The organism is Exiguobacterium sp. EF_C8 (assembly GCF_054956715.1).
The window spans coordinates 1,324,016-1,338,518 of the sequence record NZ_CM143264.1 but is presented as its reverse complement, the minus strand read 5'-3'; the positions used below and the strand labels follow the sequence as shown (position 1 = coordinate 1,338,518).

The following is a 14,503-nucleotide window of genomic DNA, read 5'->3' as shown; positions in this document are numbered from 1 at the left end:
AGTTTCATGAAATCGAAGGTAACCGACATCTTACCTCATGGATTCTTCCTGGTCGCTCAACCGAATCAGAAACGGCAAGAACAGGACGAACAAGAGACTGATATTCCCGAGTGAAAGATAAAATTGCGACTTTCGGGACATGTATTGTTTCACGCCACAGTTCGGACATGGTTTGCCTTTCCCATGTATTGCAACACTGACAGCGAGTAGTTCTTTTGTGTTGAACTTATACTGACAATTCGTACAGCGTGCCATGACATCATCCCCTTTTCTGTTATCTACTTATAGAGTTTGGAAAAGGTTCCGTTGCGTCGATAGGTTGTAAACGCATCTTCAAAAATTCATAGCTTCCACCATTCGTAGCCTGTTGGAAGCGTTCGACGGGAAGGAAGCCACTTTTCGTATACAGGCGAATCGCCCGCTCGTTGAATGTCGCGACAGCTAATTCGATTTGTTTAGGTGCATACCGGTCCATGATGAACGCAAGACCGGCTTCTAAAAATGCCACTCCATTTCCTCGGCCCGTCAAGTCTGGTCGCATGCCAAGCCCGACGTCAACGACGTCTGCGTTTGGTTCGAATACATAATAACCAATCAATTCTTCACGATCCAACACAGCAAAATAATGTTCCGCCCGCTTTGCTGGATCGAGAAATTCTGCTAAATCTTCTTCATCATTTGGCATATCATAAAATGCAAACGCCCCGTCATATTGCCACTCGTAGGCAATCTGTTCCGCCTGTCGTTGCGTCAGCGGTGAAAATGTATAGCTCATCAGGAGTCAGCTCCTCTTGGATTCCTCAACGAGATCGATTCTTTCGGTAGTCTAACAGTAGCGGCAATACGTTTAATCCGATCGAGATGAACGTCAACACCCACAGCGCCCGCTCCATGCCCGGTACGACGTCCTGTAACGCTGCCCAATCCTCCCGCGCCACGAATTCCGCGACGAGTCGGTATTCGGCGCACAGCGTCAGTGCCGTAAAACTCAGTCCGAGCACCATCAGGAAACGATAGTCCTTACCGATCAAATAAAATATGATGTTCAGTGCCGTAAATCCAATCGCCATTAAACCCAGTACGATCCACATCGTATCGTCTCCTCTCACCTCTCCTTTTTACTATATTTGGAATCCATTATTCGGTATATCCGCCTAGAGTTGGATTTTCCGACGAATAGATTCATACGAATGATAAATGGATATCATTTGTAAATGATTGTTTCAAGCGCTATAATCTTACTTTCGCATCCGCTGCTTAGGAGGAGATTACGCATGGAATCACTGAAGGAGTCATATGTAAAGCTTGACGGGTACGTCGTCGTCAAAAAAGATGGTGGTCATGTACCGCACGAGGAATTTCTCGTCGAATTCACCCGCTGGCTAGAGACGAAAGGTCGTGGCTGGACAGGACTTTCTACTCAAGTCGATCAAGACGGCAACGCCATCGACAATATCAAATAACTACATATCGCAAAAAGACCGGTCGAAGGAATGCTCCTTCGACCGGTCTTTCAATTGCTACTCCAAGAAGTTGATTCGTACTCCGATGATTTGTTTATCTCGATTTTTCTTTACTTTCAGATGATAAATACCGTCTCCATATCCAGACTCGGTCATGATACCCGCTTGAAACAAATGGACGTCCTGTTGACCGAAAAAGAGTTCCTCGGCTAGTTCCTCCTCACGAAACGCAACATCATCACCGATCAATACAAATCCTGAATCAATCGCGATCTCATGCGAGCGCGTCCATCTGCCCGTCGGCTGATTGACACCTTCGTATACTGTGAGTAAACGAACCGTTCCATCTGAATCATATGTGACGGAAGCCGTCCATGCGCCAGACTTCACTTGCTCCAAGACAATCGATGCTAGATCTTTTTCATTCGAATCCGTCACGAGCAGTCGATGACTACTAACACTAAAAGTACCCAGGGTAATCTTTTTATTAGCCCGGTCTCGTAACATTTCGGATTCTACCCATTCGTTGAGTGAAGAGGCACAGTATTTTTCAAGTCCCTTTTTAGGATGCCACGTGAAGACGAGCTCTTGTAAAAAACGACGTCGAATCCGGTAGCATAACCGTCTCCCATCTAAATGTTCACCAAAGCAGATCATATCCTCCGGTAAACCATCTGGACGATTTATGTGATGGTGGATGATATCTTCGACTTCAGAATGACTCGATTCAGTAGGTATCGAATAGAGTTGCCAGTCATGAAAGGCTGCACCATTTGATTCCTGCATGAGTGAAATGTAATCCGTCGGGAATTTTGAACCGAGGATTTTTTCTGCACGCTTTAGATCGATTAGTGATACACCCGGGCGTTTAGACGATGGATTGATCTGTTTGATGGCTGGTTTCATATAATACCTCCGATAGTTGAAGAATGAATTCACTCTTCATTCTCAGGTTCATATAGTTCGTCATTGATTTGATAAATAATTATTTCTTCCGGCCTACTGCGGATGACGTTTTCTAACGAGTTCATCGATACATCGTTTGAGCATATGAAAAAACCACAGCCGTCATGACCAGGCTTGATAAGTACCGATGGAGGATTTCGATTAAACGAAGCAACTGATAGATATTGTCGGAACCCCTAATGCCGCCTTTCCTCAAATATAAATTTTAAATTATCATAATTCGAAATCACGTAGAAAACATTTTCTTCTCCTAACCAGTACGTCTCGCGAACGACGCGTCTGAGTGTTTCCTTGTTCTTTAACTCAACTGTGAAATAGAGAAGCGGATCTAAATGATGTTTGCGACTTGGATAAACCGTTTGAATGGTATAGTCAATATTCTGTTGCTGAAAGAACTGCTGATGTTGTTCCCTTAATATATATTCATCCGAAAAATACAGGTACAGCGGAAATTCATTTCGATGCTCTAAAAACTCAAACAAAATTATCTTCGTTGGTTAAACACATTTGTCTCCATCTGATGGATTTATTAAATATGCCGTTTTAATTGATTCGTCCATATCTAAAAAATGACCGAACAGACGCCCTAAATCACCCGTCACTGCATACTCTTCGATCCAGATTCTTGTCATGCTTATCTCGTTTAGTATGTAGAGGTACCTCATTAATATTTATCTTTTGACTACTGTTCATATCATCCTACTCAAAAATATTATCTGTGCTAATCAAAGATACCTTCAAAACTTATACTTTTTAATTATGTCATTTCAAAGGTATTTTTTATATTGTCCTAATTTAATCTAGAGAGATTCTTAATAACTATATAATGACTGTGCAACACCAATCATGCATATACTAAATGTAACTTTTACCTGTGTCCTTTCACGACAGAAACTATAACACTTGGAAATTAATGCATTAAATGCATTTCAATATTCATATACGTTAGGTATATGATTGTTCGATGCGAAGATAGTTATCCCATCGCCTAAATCCATATCGTATAATAAGCCATTTTGAGTTAGAATTAATATGGAAATTAAAAACATAAATTACAATATAGGTATCAAAAGAACTGATAAAGGAGGGTCTACATTGGAAGAAAGAAGGCGTTCGAATCGGAAGCCATCTGGAATGGGCGGAAAAGGTAAGCTGTTCGCTATATTCGGTGTACTCATCATCGGCATGTTTGGCAGTATCTACAGCGCGCAGAATGACAAACCGACGGAAGTGAAGAAAGAAGTAAAGGCAGAAGACAAGAAAGAGAACAAGAAGCCGGAATTCACGGCAGATCTCGAACACGCAACGCCGGAGACGATCAGTAATGAATTAAAGAAGTATAGCGAAGACATCAAAGGCGCTAAAGTCAGAAACAAAACATTAATTGTGACTTACAAAGATTCAGGATTCTGGAGTGAGAACACACTTTTGGATTCGTACGCTCTCGACTCTATTCGATTGACGAAACAACTATATAAAAACAAAAGCTTTGATCTATTTGCATTCGAGCGTCCTACCGTCATGACCGATGATAACGGAAATGAAAAAATGGAGACCGTGCTTAAATCTTATTACACCCGTGATAAACTCAATCAAATGAATCTCGATAACTTTTCAGACATGGTGTTAATGGACACGGAACGCTACTTTCAAAAAGCGAGCGGCTACTGGATTCACCTCGGACTGTTTAACAGTCTAAAAAAAGACATGATTAAAAAGTTGAATTCTCCAATCAACTTCAAAAACATGGATGGCACTCGATATGACATGAACATCGACGCGACGAATGACGTAGTGGAGCAGCCGGATTCTGTGGAAGACAAAGAACCTATTGTGGCGGAACCAGTCACTAAAGAATCAACAACGGAAGATGCTAAGGCAGAAGATGAAGTAGCTGAATCGTCGTACGATACCGGTACATTGTTATCAGCTATTTTTAATATCTCTCCAGGATTCGATCAAATGATGTTCAAGATTGATGATTTGAATGCATCTATCGGAACAGACAAAGGAAAAGTAGTCGCACCTTTGTCCTCTAGCCTGTTCGAATTAAAGTCGATGATCGATGCGACTGGGAAAGAAATCATGACGATGCAGCAATCGGCTTCCCCTCCAGAACTCAAAAATACTACTCAACAACTAGTTACTAATCAAACGGAATTGAATTACCTTTATTCAGAACTTCAACAGCAATTTTATAGCATCGATAAACATGATTACCCCGATGCTGAGAAACTAGCAAGTGATATTAGAAATACGCTCGCTAACATGAAACGACTAACTCAACCGAACATCGAAGCATACTCTAAATATTTTATGAGTCATGCAGATGAAGAAGGTTCGTGAACATAGCACACGGAAGGCACTCTAGTGCCTTTTCTTATTTACATGAATAGAACATATGTACGTAAGAGATGAAAGTTTAATTATAAAAATCTACAAATACCGAACTAGCGTCGAAAGGCTGGCTCAATCCCAAAGATCATTAAAGAAATACTCAGTCATGCTACTGATAAAACGACGATGAATATGTATACGCATGTAATTCACACGTTACATGAATTACCGACAATAAACTCGTGACATTAATAGACAACAAAAAAACCGCTCAACCGAGCGGCTCATGACATTTTGACGAAAAAAATAAAAAAAGTGGGAAGTGAGTGGGAACTGACTCCCACTCACCCCTCACAAATCGCTTAAGCCTGCGGACGTTTCCGACGCAAACCATAATATTGATAGAACTATACGTCATAATTACAGTGTCTTTTCCTGTACTTTCTAAGATTTGGAATGGTAATTTCCCATTACCTTATCGTCAGGTGTCTCCCACTTTCTGTGCAATCGACTGTGCAATGCACCTGTAAAACAATCGGTGTGCAATGGATCGTATAGAGACTGCGGGCAATCCGTTTGCTTCATACCCATGCGGGGTATAGATAAGCATTGACCGTCGGACTGTTTCACACAAGGAGGAGCACATGAAAGTTTTGCTCGTGAACAAGACGCAGATCGTACTGTCGGGAGAGGCACCTGAGATCCTCGCCGCGTTCGACCGTCTGACGAAAGGCTTGCAGGTCGATGTCCTGAAGCAGACGGAGAACTTGATGCAGCTCGACGTCACGGAAAGCCGCAAGAAGCGGGAACGCTTCGAGGAACAACTGAAGATGCAACTGGGAGTGTCCTAAACGGGCACTCTTTTTATGTACGCAAAAAGACCTCCCGCAGATGCAGAAGGTCATTTATGGAACTTATGACTTGGATCAAGACGAATGACTTTAAAACGTCCTTCTTCAATTACGCCGTGAATCCTGAATGAATCTTTCACTTGATAATGGATAACGTCTTTTTCGTTATAAACATCCGTTTTATCAGATGATCTACGAAATCTCTTATCAACTTGCTGAAATGTCATTCCTGAAACCATATCTAAAAAGTTTTGAAACTGTTTTAAGTGTCGCGATTGTAACTCCTTAAACCCATAGTCGCTTTCAAGTTTATACTTAAAAGAGATGATGAACGGGGCTTGAGTACGATTAGTCAGCGAACGACCTGCTGGTTCACTTGTTTTTACGTGAGTGAGTTGACGAGGTGAACGTGCTGGCATTTAGCAGTCATCCTCTTCAATCAGGATTGAACTGTAAAAGGTGCGCATTAAATCTAACGGGATCGGTTCTTTACAACGATTATCCGCGTCAGGTTTAAAAGTATGTTTCCATGGATCCTCGTTATGAGTTAGCGCCTCTAACGAATTACCGGTTTGGTCGCCATACGTATGCCAGACGCTTTCTAATAGATCTAATTGTCCATCAGAAAATTTTTCGTTGTCACTAGTGACACTCGGGATATCTCGATAACCTTGCCCTTTATAAGCATTATATAATTCTGGTGATACTGGACCGTGGCGCCATGCCTGGAATTCAGTATCTGGTGCAACATTTTCCCCCCGAAGCGTGTAAATCCACGCTACCGCATAATACGAAAGTTTTTGTAATTTCTTGTTGGTCATACTCTCTTTCGAAAGGAAGAAGTTTGCGACATCAAAAATTGATGATTGTTCACGCATGTATAACATCTCCTTCATGCTACTTTTTTTTGCTACGAGAATGAGAACATTAATTGTCTCCATATGGAGACATTTTATGCCTACATTTCTATTACGATTTTTGTCGCACTTATGATTCACTTTATTATCGTCATTGCGGTGTCATTTGTACAGTATATTCCCGCGACAATTTTCGACAAACTTGTTACACAAAAAAATCCCACCCGTGAGGGTAGGATAGAATCATGCTTTAGTTGTGCCGTCGCGTTTGCTCGTCAACTCGTATAAGCCAGAAGCGGATAGACCGGATAGCGCACCCGCCCATAAGCGAAGATAGAGATCAATGTCACTAATTGGTGCCGCAAGGAAGCCGATCGCGAGACCGACAACGACACCGAGTAACGGTAGGAAGTTCTTCTTCAGGTTGAACGCCTGCTTGAAGACTTCGATGACGCCCATCGTGACCGGTGCAATCACGGTAGCCAGAATCAATACGTTCATCATACGCGTTCCACCTCGATTTTCTGTTTGTCACCCTTGAGTGCCTTCTCGACTTGCTCGAGGACGTTCTTGTCTGACGCATACGCCCCGACCTGCTTCCCGTCAATCTTCACGCGGTACATGTCGTCGCCTTTCGGCTTCTCTGGTGCAGGCTTCGGCTTCGGTGTAGCTTCTGCCTTTGCTGGTGCCTTGTCACCCTTCTTGAGCTCGTTATAGCGCTTCTTGATTGCCGCCTTGAACGCATCCCCGCGCTTCTCGTCCAGGATACGGTGCGGGCAGTTCTTGCCGGACCATTCCTTGTGGAACCGGACGTCATCCCCGCCGAGTCCGAGCTGGATCAAGGCTTGCGCCGTATACTCGATGGCGTTCGCCTCTGCTGCCTTGTAACGCGCCCCTCCACTCTTCGAGTAGCAGATTTCGATGCCGATCGACGCGCGGTTCCCCTGCCCTTGTCCGTCGCCCGCGTGCCATGCGTTGCGGTTGAACGGGATGGCTTCGACGACTTCTTTGTCATCGATGGCGACATGGAATGACGTGGCGCTACCATTCGATTTCATGTAGTTCACTTCATTCTCTGCCGCCGCATCGTTCCACGTGTTGTGGATCGTGATGTATTTCGGTTTCAGGGCGTACGGTGCCTTGAGGGAATATTTCGATGCGGGTAACCAGCTCTGTACGATTTTATAAGCCATGGTGTAGCCTCCTTATTTATAGAAGATGCCGAGAATCGTGGCGATGCCGCCGAGTGTCGGGACGATGATGAGTGACCATTTGCCGAACGCCGCCCATATACGCTCGCTTTGTTTGTCCTTCACTTCCACGTTAAGCGTCTGTTCCTTATGCTTGCGGTTGGATTCGTTCTCGAGTGCTGTTGCTAGTTGCGAGATGACGAGCTCTTGCGATTTGAATAGTCCACGCGTCATTTCCTGCGAATCGCGGATGACCGAGCGGGTCTCACGGGACGCATCATTGAGCGTGGATTTGATTTCGAGTTGTGAGCGCTCAACAGCTCCCAGTTTGTCGTTAATCGAGGTAATCTCGACACGCATCTTTTCGTCCGATTGTTCGAGCAACGCAATGCGTTCCCCGTGGTTCTGCACGGTCTGGATGATGGAATCCATGTTGTCGGCTCCTTCCAAGCGATGACCCCCTACTGCGTTTAGTCTGTGTCTGGATGTCGGTTCATGATGAAGCCCGTAGGCAAAAGAAAAACGCCCGGTGAGGGGCGTTAGGGTTTACTTCCGTAATCTGAATGTAGAGGATGCCACTTTCACGAACTCGATGACGACTTCGTGGTTGTTATTACTCGCTCCAACCACGAAAGAGCCCCCTGGCACGGTGATGTTCGTCCCAGTTGTGATAGTTAATTTTGCCGTATTTGAAAAGACTGCTACACCGAAGCGCGATCCATCAGGCAAACTTTGAACACCTGATAGTGTGGCATCTGAAGAACCGGATAGTACGTAAATTACTCCATCCTCTACTGCCAGGTTCGATTGCGTTAAACCGATTGTCGTAAAGTCTACACGTTTCCAACCAAAACGTGCGCCGAGATTCAGTTTTTCAGATAACTTTTTTAAACTCGGTTGCTTCGGCTTAAAATTATTCAATGCTTCGACAAACTCGAATTCGATCATCATGTCCCCTTCTCCGTACTTCGCATCCCACTTTGTATTATTCGGTACTCCAACGATAGTCGAACCACTCGCGATTGTGATGCTCGCATCCGAGTTTGAGCCGATGTGGAAATAAAAACGCTTCGCTTTCGATGGGTTTTTGAATCCCGAAATCGTCACTTGCTCGGAACCGCTGACGGTGTATACCACATTGTCTAAAACTTCTAATTCCGAAATGATGTTGTTCGTCGCAAGTGAAGATAATGGGATATACAAATCGTAGGTGTTCGGTGAAGAAATGGTATTCGCAGTTCTATATTTCATTAAAACTTGTTTTGCCTCTACCTGTGAAATAACGAATGCACTACCGTGGCGTATGCGTTCTTTCGCTTTCAACATCTTTCTTTCAGACCAGTTGATCAAATCAGTACTTGTAGTGAAGTAGGTAATTCCTCTATCGTTTTTATACCCGTCAGCATACAAATAAAATTTGCCGTTGAAACGAACTGCAGAAAGTCCCTCTGTTTCTTGTATCGGCGAAATGTTGTCGGATAATTTTGTATACACGCCATTCACAGATGTACTTCGCCATTGTTCGATTTTTTTATCGTTTTCGTCTTTCACAAACACGTAGTAAAAATCATTATCGCGAATTAGACACGGATCAATCTTATTCGTGTCTTCTAACGTCATAGGTGTAGCATTTTCGAATATCATGCTTTCAGCGTTCAGCATTTTTGTTATATACGGACGAAACGAAGGAATGGTCGTTCCGGATATATCGACATCTGTACCTATTTGCTTAGATAGCAACACATAGAAATCATCTCCATCGACGAAAATTTCCGGTGCCCAAATTCTTGTCGAAGAAGAACCTCCTAGTCCAACACTCAGCGTCTTTGTTGTCCAGTTTACCAAATCCTCTGAATGAGATAATACGAAATCATGAGGATTGTATCCTGTATGCGCCATGTAAAAGCGCCCTTTAAAAAACGCGATTGATGGATCGCGTTGGTTGTTAAACTTAGCGCTATTCGTATTTAAGCGAATGATGTTTTCGCCGTCACTCGATAGATATAATGAATTCGAAAAATCAGAAGTGCTTTTGAAAAATGAAAACAATAAAATTTCATTGTTGTTTTTTTCAAGTCGCGTCACTTCATTTTTTAATATCTCATCGATCGTTTCACCTAACCTTTTAAAGTCACGGTGTGCTTTAAAGCTATCACTTCCGTCCGGAACGGGAAGTCCATAATTAAGCGTTAGCCCCATTGTCCATCTCCTCCATTTGTTTTAAGACATATGGTTGTAAACGAGCCGGCACTTCATTGATGGTCCGCATCCCCGCTTGGATGGATCGTACGTAAGCATTTACTGCCAATTGATCGATGCGTGATAATGTCGGTAATTCTGTAGCTTCTTCCATGGTCATTCACCTCCTAAGATGATTTCATAGATACTCAACAAAAACTCATTCGTCTCGATGTTTGATTTTTGCAATGCGAGATTCGACTCATATAGCATCAAGTTCATTTCCGATAGTTCCGCATTTTGGTCTTGCAACGCCTTGATTTGCTCGTCGCGTAACTCCTTCGCCGTCTTTTGTTTCGGTTTCGCTTCTTCTACGAGTCCGTGCATGAACAGGGCGTCGAAGTTCTCCTGTACGTACCCAATTAGGTTGTCGCGGTCGACGATCGTCACTTCGACCTCGTCCCATTCGTAATATTGCCGTTCGAGTTCGTTCTCGTCGTCTGCCTTGAGTACGACGTTCTGGCGAAGGCGCACGAACGCCTCACCTGTCGCATCGATGAAACGGATCCACACCGGTTCTGGTGACAATGTACTTCGGACTTTCATTCCGACACTTCCTTTCACTTAATACGCAAGTCGTGCGCTCACTCTCGGGTATTGCCCGACAGAGAACCATGTATTCGCGGTATTCATTCGGAATATACCGGCCGCGAAGTTGTCAGACCCGTCGCCTCCGACATGAATACTTGCACTCGCAGAATAGGTTCCGTAGTCATACAATCCTGAATTCGATGTCCCTTCGATTGATTTCGGCAAGAAACCAGCTTCTACTGAATCGAAGATATCTGAAATCTGACCTACAGTATCTCCGCCAAAACCCGTCTGTACTGTCGTTGTGTAGCCTTGTCCTGTGTTGTTAAATGCGCGATTACCAATTAAATAAGCGTTCCCTGAAGTAATAAATACTCCGTCGACGTAGCGGCTCATCGCCCCAAAGACATCTTCGATACCGCGATAGCTGACCACTGTATCGGCTCGCGTATACCGTTCTGCGACTGTCTTCCCATAGGTACTGTTTCCATATGTCGCCGTCGCTCCGACGCGCAACACCGCCCCGTCGACGCCCCCGTAAGGATTATTAGTATCTCCGATTCCGATGGCTGCTTGCGAATTGAAATTCGCATACTCCACGAGGTAGAGCAATTGAACTGCACTGACGAGATGAAAATCTTCGATGCCCCACCCAGGACCATGAGATTGCGCCATTTCTCGGAACGTCCCGATATCGGTGTGATTGAGAGCAATGACGTTCGAATAAGAGAACAGCTTACTCCCTACTTTCGTACCTAAGAACGCACCGATATAACGTTTTTCAACCTCGTCTGCTTTACCCGTTCCACGATCTCGGTAAAACGCGGGGTGAATGATGAAGCCCGCTGCCGGACCGTTCGCGATCCAGAAGTCGAACCCTGTCGCAGTGGGTACCTTCTTGAACCAGAACTTTGGAATCTCGACCATGACGTTTCCTTTCGTCCCGTCATGCGCAAACGTTGGGTCCCCTTGGTAGGAAGTAACCGTTCCATCACTAACTAAGTTACAACGACGCATGCCTGCCCATGGGAGAACGTTCGAGAAATCGCTCGTTTTGATTCCTTCGTTCGTTGAGACGTTCCGTCCTATCGCATCACCCAAACGCAACACTTGACCGGTCGCCTTGTTCCAAGACAACCCGAATGTCATGACCGCTTGCGGAGTTGCTTTAACACGGTTATCGGGGTTCCCGTTCGAATTTTGTGATGTATCAATCGGGAAAAACTGATAATAGTACTGCGTGCCATTGACGAGTCCGATATCGACGTAGCCATTCGTTTTATATTGATCCCTTACAGCGGAAGTCACGACTGTCGTTCCGTCGTTCGCGCTCGTTGGGTAACTTCCGATTTTCCGGACGACGCGTGTCACATACCAGTCACTGTCGGTGGGATCCGTCCATTTCAACGTCACGGACCCACTCGACGTGTCTGCTGCAATCCCTGAGACATTTCCGGGAGGTGTTCGGTCGATGTTCGATTGCACGTTGCGCCACTTATCAATCAACGCATCGAATTTTAAAGTGTCGTTGTCCTGCGGGTTGACCGACAATACTTCCTTGTCACCAATCTTATAGGCAGGTAACTGTGCGATAGAAATCTTCCCGTTAACATCCAGTCCCGGATATCCGTTTGGCTTATTTTTGTTGGTTTTCGGTTCCATCTTGGCGAGTTCGTCAGTCAACACTTTATCCGTTTCGTCCGCCAGTCGATTGATATCCCGCACGACGTCTGCTGGCATCGCGTCGTCAATTTTCGTTAGTTGATGATTGGATGTCTTCGTCATGTCTTGTCCTCCTTGTTCGATAGTTGTTGATATGTCAATCCTGTCGCTTCAAGCACATCATACGTGCTGTACATCGCTTCTGCTTCGTCGTACGTGTCGTAGTCGAGCTTGCGAACGAGCAGTTGCTTGTAGGTGAGGTGCGTTGCTTTCAGTTCCGCATAATCATCGAAGTAGTTCTTGACCGTGTGATACGTCGTGAACTTGAACTTGTAGACAATCGCGAAATAAGCGGGGATGTCGCGTGCAAGAACTTCCTGTACGTCCTCAATCCGCTCCGGAATCCCGTAGGTGTCGCGGAACTCAATCGTATAGATGAATTGGTCATAGTCGATCGTGATGTCGACGAGACCGCCCGTGAAGACGCCTGCGAGTCCTTCCAAGTCCTCGATGGTCAATGCCTTCCCGCCCCGCATCGTCGCCCGCAAGCGCGAACGTCGGGCGTCAAGTGAGCGCGCAATGCCGTCCCGCAGACCGTAGAAGTCTTCCTTGAGCGATAATCCCCAGTCCGTCGCCGTCTCGATGAGCAGTTCCGAGTAGAGGTAGCGGTCAATCGTCTCCTGTTGCTTGCTGAGGGCATACGCCCCCGCGAGAAAGATGCTGTTCATGTCGAGATGCTCGCGCCAGTAGTCCGCGCTCATGTCGAGGAACTCCTGCTGCATCTCGTAAGCCAGTGGTGAAATCGTCATGTCAGCGTCACCGTCCCGAGCGTCGCGATCTCCTTGACGCCTGGCGTGATGTTCGCCGTCCCGCCGTTGACGAGCAGGTTCTCGACGTCGACCATGCCCGGCTGGTCAATCAAGAGGTTGAACAGTTGTGCATAGCGGATGACCTCCCCGCTGAACGCGAGGGCGGCTAAGTAGTCTTGCAGTGCCTGTTCGAACGCGACCTCGACGGCGTTGAAGTTCGCGTTCGCCTCGATCGTGATGTCCGCCTCAATCGAGATCGGTAACGGGTTCGGGGCGAGCACGATATTGTTCGCGATCAAGGCCCCTTTCGCGCTGACCTTCTCCTGCGCTTCTGTGACCTGTTCAAACGTCGGCATGCCTTCTTTCGAGGCGACGAGCACCGTGACGCTACCCGGTGACGGGTCCGCGCGGAATACCTTCGCCTTCGTGATGCCCACCGCTTCGAGCGCCCACGTTTCGTAGTCGTCGAGGTTACCGGCACCGGATAAGTTCCGGGCGACGAGACGCATGCGAGCTTTCAGGTCGTCGTCAGACTCTTGATCGACGCCTTGCACGACCGCTTCTTCATTCTTCACTGTCACGATGTCGCGGAAATCCCCGTCGACCGTATTGATAGCACCGTGCACCGGGTTATAAATAATTCCAACCTCGCTCGCCGTACAGGTCGTCGTGACCTCACCGGGGATCAAGTAGTCGGGATCGGGTTGTACTTCGGGTGGCACGATCACAGCGTCTGCATCGAGCACGTACTGGAGTCCGCCTTCCGTATATAAAAACGTCCCTTGCGGCACCGTCACCGCACTCATCGCGGATAGGGTCACAGGGACGATGGCTTTGACGCCGGGTTTCCGTCCGTCCGTCAGGACATCTTTTGCGTGTTCATCGAGATAGGCGCCATAGGACAGTTGCGGGATTGCCGCTCGGATGGCGTAGCCGATGTCGTTCGAGAGTGCCGCTGCCGTCGTTGCCGCAGGACGGGTCGCGTCCCAAATCGGTTCCCCGATCTCGACGCTTGCTTGGGCATCGTTCTCCTTGACGACCTGTAGCATCTCGTCGTGGATGTCGTCGACCGCCCGCATCGGGGTGACGAGCGACAAGTCAATATCAAATTCCGATTCCATCTATACTCACCTCTTCCGTCGTTCCGTTATTCGGCGTGATGTAAAAGCTGAATGCTACCTTGTCCCCGTCGAGGGTGACGTTGCCGACCGAGATCGATTCGACGTCCGGTAGTTCCGTCACCGCCAGTTCACAGTAGGCTTGGATCTCGTTCTCGATGTCCTCGACGGACGGGAATGCCCGATTGACGAGCGTGTAGAGGTACGAGCCGTAGAAGTCGGTCTCGATGTCGTCGAGCGTCGTGATTTTCGGGTAGACGTCGACCTGTCCGCGTGCCGTCACCATGTATTTTGCTGTTCGGTGCACCGTCGCCATGTCGCCGTCGACCTTGCCACCGAAGCGTCCCGAGCGCCAGTCCATCGCCCACGTCGCGGTCCGGAGTTCGCTGCCGATGTCCTGATTCGCGACGACGTTGTTCTCATTGTTCTCGTCATCGATCCCGAGCAATAGCTCGTCGAAGACGTCATAGGTCTCTGCCAT

The 14,503-nt window shown here is 46.6% G+C and carries 20 protein-coding genes; 3 read left to right on the top strand and 17 right to left on the bottom strand.

Going from position 1 to position 14,503, the window contains the following annotated elements:
* Positions 1 to 30 precede the first annotated feature (30 nt).
* The 3 genes from ACY2IG_RS07015 to ACY2IG_RS07005 are packed head-to-tail and all read right to left on the bottom strand — an operon-like array spanning position 31 to position 1,091.
* Positions 31 to 255 carry a hypothetical protein gene (locus tag ACY2IG_RS07015; RefSeq protein WP_035397919.1) on the bottom strand — a complete coding sequence of 75 codons (225 nt, stop codon included), beginning with the start codon at positions 253 to 255 and terminating at the stop codon, positions 31 to 33.
* A gap of 19 nt (positions 256 to 274) precedes the next feature.
* Positions 275 to 775: a GNAT family N-acetyltransferase gene (locus ACY2IG_RS07010; RefSeq protein WP_290774924.1), complete on the bottom strand. Its 501-nt coding sequence runs from the start codon at positions 773 to 775 to the stop codon at positions 275 to 277.
* Positions 776 to 800: 25 nt separating this feature from the next.
* Positions 801 to 1,091, bottom strand: a complete 291-nt coding sequence (locus tag ACY2IG_RS07005) for a hypothetical protein (RefSeq protein ID WP_290774926.1) — start codon at positions 1,089 to 1,091, stop codon at positions 801 to 803.
* A gap of 183 nt (positions 1,092 to 1,274) precedes the next feature.
* Here ACY2IG_RS07005 and ACY2IG_RS07000 point away from each other — a divergent pair, with 183 nt between their 5' ends.
* Positions 1,275 to 1,463 (top strand): hypothetical protein, encoded by a 189-nt coding sequence (locus ACY2IG_RS07000; RefSeq protein WP_290774928.1) that lies wholly within the window; start codon positions 1,275 to 1,277, stop codon positions 1,461 to 1,463.
* Between the two features lie 57 nt (positions 1,464 to 1,520).
* Here ACY2IG_RS07000 and ACY2IG_RS06995 read toward each other — a convergent pair whose 3' ends face one another.
* Both ACY2IG_RS06995 and ACY2IG_RS06990 read right to left on the bottom strand, forming a co-directional pair.
* Positions 1,521 to 2,369, bottom strand: a complete 849-nt coding sequence (locus ACY2IG_RS06995) for an SMI1/KNR4 family protein (protein WP_290774930.1) — start codon at positions 2,367 to 2,369, stop codon at positions 1,521 to 1,523.
* Between the two features lie 557 nt (positions 2,370 to 2,926).
* Positions 2,927 to 3,061 (bottom strand): hypothetical protein, encoded by a 135-nt coding sequence (locus ACY2IG_RS06990; RefSeq protein WP_462618581.1) that lies wholly within the window; start codon positions 3,059 to 3,061, stop codon positions 2,927 to 2,929.
* 463 nt (positions 3,062 to 3,524) lie between these two features.
* On the opposite strand from ACY2IG_RS06990, the gene ACY2IG_RS06985 reads away from it, so the two are divergent.
* Positions 3,525 to 4,775: a hypothetical protein gene (locus ACY2IG_RS06985; protein WP_462618580.1), complete on the top strand. Its 1,251-nt coding sequence runs from the start codon at positions 3,525 to 3,527 to the stop codon at positions 4,773 to 4,775.
* A gap of 635 nt (positions 4,776 to 5,410) precedes the next feature.
* Positions 5,411 to 5,617 carry a hypothetical protein gene (locus tag ACY2IG_RS06980; RefSeq protein ID WP_462618579.1) on the top strand — a complete coding sequence of 69 codons (207 nt, stop codon included), beginning with the start codon at positions 5,411 to 5,413 and terminating at the stop codon, positions 5,615 to 5,617.
* Positions 5,618 to 5,667: 50 nt separating this feature from the next.
* Here the strand turns inward: ACY2IG_RS06980 and ACY2IG_RS06975 are convergent, their stop codons facing one another.
* The 12 genes from ACY2IG_RS06975 to ACY2IG_RS06920 form a co-directional block, all read right to left on the bottom strand.
* On the bottom strand, positions 5,668 to 6,036 hold the full coding sequence (locus ACY2IG_RS06975; protein WP_462618578.1) for an MAG6450 family protein: 369 nt from the start codon (positions 6,034 to 6,036) through the stop codon (positions 5,668 to 5,670).
* Positions 6,037 to 6,495, bottom strand: a complete 459-nt coding sequence (locus tag ACY2IG_RS06970; protein WP_462618577.1) for a Panacea domain-containing protein — start codon at positions 6,493 to 6,495, stop codon at positions 6,037 to 6,039.
* Between the two features lie 222 nt (positions 6,496 to 6,717).
* Complete coding sequence (locus tag ACY2IG_RS06965; RefSeq protein ID WP_462618576.1) at positions 6,718 to 6,978, bottom strand: holin; 261 nt, start codon at positions 6,976 to 6,978, stop codon at positions 6,718 to 6,720.
* Positions 6,975 to 7,667 carry a peptidoglycan recognition protein family protein gene (locus ACY2IG_RS06960; RefSeq protein ID WP_462618575.1) on the bottom strand — a complete coding sequence of 231 codons (693 nt, stop codon included), beginning with the start codon at positions 7,665 to 7,667 and terminating at the stop codon, positions 6,975 to 6,977. The genes ACY2IG_RS06965 and ACY2IG_RS06960 overlap by 4 nt, the downstream gene beginning before the upstream one ends.
* Positions 7,668 to 7,679: 12 nt before the next feature.
* A complete protein-coding gene (locus tag ACY2IG_RS06955; protein ID WP_214855030.1) occupies positions 7,680 to 8,096 on the bottom strand; it encodes a hypothetical protein in 417 nt (138 codons plus the stop codon).
* 114 nt (positions 8,097 to 8,210) lie between these two features.
* A complete protein-coding gene (locus tag ACY2IG_RS06950) occupies positions 8,211 to 9,863 on the bottom strand; it encodes a family 43 glycosylhydrolase (protein ID WP_462618574.1) in 1,653 nt (550 codons plus the stop codon).
* Entirely contained in the window at positions 9,847 to 10,017 is a 171-nt protein-coding gene (locus ACY2IG_RS06945; protein WP_462618573.1) for a hypothetical protein, read from the bottom strand. Before ACY2IG_RS06945 ends, ACY2IG_RS06950 begins: the two co-directional genes overlap by 17 nt.
* Before the next feature lie 2 nt (positions 10,018 to 10,019).
* Positions 10,020 to 10,448, bottom strand: a complete 429-nt coding sequence (locus tag ACY2IG_RS06940) for a hypothetical protein (protein WP_462618572.1) — start codon at positions 10,446 to 10,448, stop codon at positions 10,020 to 10,022.
* A gap of 18 nt (positions 10,449 to 10,466) precedes the next feature.
* Positions 10,467 to 12,218, bottom strand: coding sequence for a hypothetical protein (locus ACY2IG_RS06935; protein ID WP_462618571.1), 1,752 nt, complete (start codon positions 12,216 to 12,218; stop codon positions 10,467 to 10,469).
* Positions 12,215 to 12,904 carry a putative phage tail protein gene (locus ACY2IG_RS06930; protein WP_462618570.1) on the bottom strand — a complete coding sequence of 230 codons (690 nt, stop codon included), beginning with the start codon at positions 12,902 to 12,904 and terminating at the stop codon, positions 12,215 to 12,217. The genes ACY2IG_RS06935 and ACY2IG_RS06930 overlap by 4 nt, the downstream gene beginning before the upstream one ends.
* Positions 12,901 to 14,025: a baseplate J/gp47 family protein gene (locus ACY2IG_RS06925; RefSeq protein WP_462618569.1), complete on the bottom strand. Its 1,125-nt coding sequence runs from the start codon at positions 14,023 to 14,025 to the stop codon at positions 12,901 to 12,903. Before ACY2IG_RS06925 ends, ACY2IG_RS06930 begins: the two co-directional genes overlap by 4 nt.
* On the bottom strand, positions 14,009 to 14,503 hold the full coding sequence (locus ACY2IG_RS06920; protein WP_214855008.1) for a GPW/gp25 family protein: 495 nt from the start codon (positions 14,501 to 14,503) through the stop codon (positions 14,009 to 14,011). Before ACY2IG_RS06920 ends, ACY2IG_RS06925 begins: the two co-directional genes overlap by 17 nt.

What these genes read in the sequence shown, in the direction of transcription:
- ACY2IG_RS07015 (WP_035397919.1), bottom strand. Translation starts at nt 255, where the DNA reads ATGGCACGCTGTACGAATTGTCAGTATAAGTTCAACACAAAAGAACTA.
- ACY2IG_RS07010 (WP_290774924.1), bottom strand. Translation starts at nt 775, where the DNA reads ATGAGCTATACATTTTCACCGCTGACGCAACGACAGGCGGAACAGATT.
- ACY2IG_RS07005 (WP_290774926.1), bottom strand. Translation starts at nt 1,091, where the DNA reads ATGTGGATCGTACTGGGTTTAATGGCGATTGGATTTACGGCACTGAAC.
- ACY2IG_RS07000 (WP_290774928.1), top strand. Translation starts at nt 1,275, where the DNA reads ATGGAATCACTGAAGGAGTCATATGTAAAGCTTGACGGGTACGTCGTC.
- ACY2IG_RS06995 (WP_290774930.1), bottom strand. Translation starts at nt 2,369, where the DNA reads ATGAAACCAGCCATCAAACAGATCAATCCATCGTCTAAACGCCCGGGT.
- ACY2IG_RS06990 (WP_462618581.1), bottom strand. Translation starts at nt 3,061, where the DNA reads ATGACAAGAATCTGGATCGAAGAGTATGCAGTGACGGGTGATTTAGGG.
- ACY2IG_RS06980 (WP_462618579.1), top strand. Translation starts at nt 5,411, where the DNA reads ATGAAAGTTTTGCTCGTGAACAAGACGCAGATCGTACTGTCGGGAGAG.
- ACY2IG_RS06975 (WP_462618578.1), bottom strand. Translation starts at nt 6,036, where the DNA reads ATGCCAGCACGTTCACCTCGTCAACTCACTCACGTAAAAACAAGTGAA.
- ACY2IG_RS06970 (WP_462618577.1), bottom strand. Translation starts at nt 6,495, where the DNA reads ATGCGTGAACAATCATCAATTTTTGATGTCGCAAACTTCTTCCTTTCG.
- ACY2IG_RS06965 (WP_462618576.1), bottom strand. Translation starts at nt 6,978, where the DNA reads ATGATGAACGTATTGATTCTGGCTACCGTGATTGCACCGGTCACGATG.
- ACY2IG_RS06960 (WP_462618575.1), bottom strand. Translation starts at nt 7,667, where the DNA reads ATGGCTTATAAAATCGTACAGAGCTGGTTACCCGCATCGAAATATTCC.
- ACY2IG_RS06955 (WP_214855030.1), bottom strand. Translation starts at nt 8,096, where the DNA reads ATGGATTCCATCATCCAGACCGTGCAGAACCACGGGGAACGCATTGCG.
- ACY2IG_RS06950 (WP_462618574.1), bottom strand. Translation starts at nt 9,863, where the DNA reads ATGGGGCTAACGCTTAATTATGGACTTCCCGTTCCGGACGGAAGTGAT.
- ACY2IG_RS06945 (WP_462618573.1), bottom strand. Translation starts at nt 10,017, where the DNA reads ATGGAAGAAGCTACAGAATTACCGACATTATCACGCATCGATCAATTG.
- ACY2IG_RS06940 (WP_462618572.1), bottom strand. Translation starts at nt 10,448, where the DNA reads ATGAAAGTCCGAAGTACATTGTCACCAGAACCGGTGTGGATCCGTTTC.
- ACY2IG_RS06935 (WP_462618571.1), bottom strand. Translation starts at nt 12,218, where the DNA reads ATGACGAAGACATCCAATCATCAACTAACGAAAATTGACGACGCGATG.
- ACY2IG_RS06930 (WP_462618570.1), bottom strand. Translation starts at nt 12,904, where the DNA reads ATGACGATTTCACCACTGGCTTACGAGATGCAGCAGGAGTTCCTCGAC.
- ACY2IG_RS06925 (WP_462618569.1), bottom strand. Translation starts at nt 14,025, where the DNA reads ATGGAATCGGAATTTGATATTGACTTGTCGCTCGTCACCCCGATGCGG.
- ACY2IG_RS06920 (WP_214855008.1), bottom strand. Translation starts at nt 14,503, where the DNA reads ATGGCAGAGACCTATGACGTCTTCGACGAGCTATTGCTCGGGATCGAT.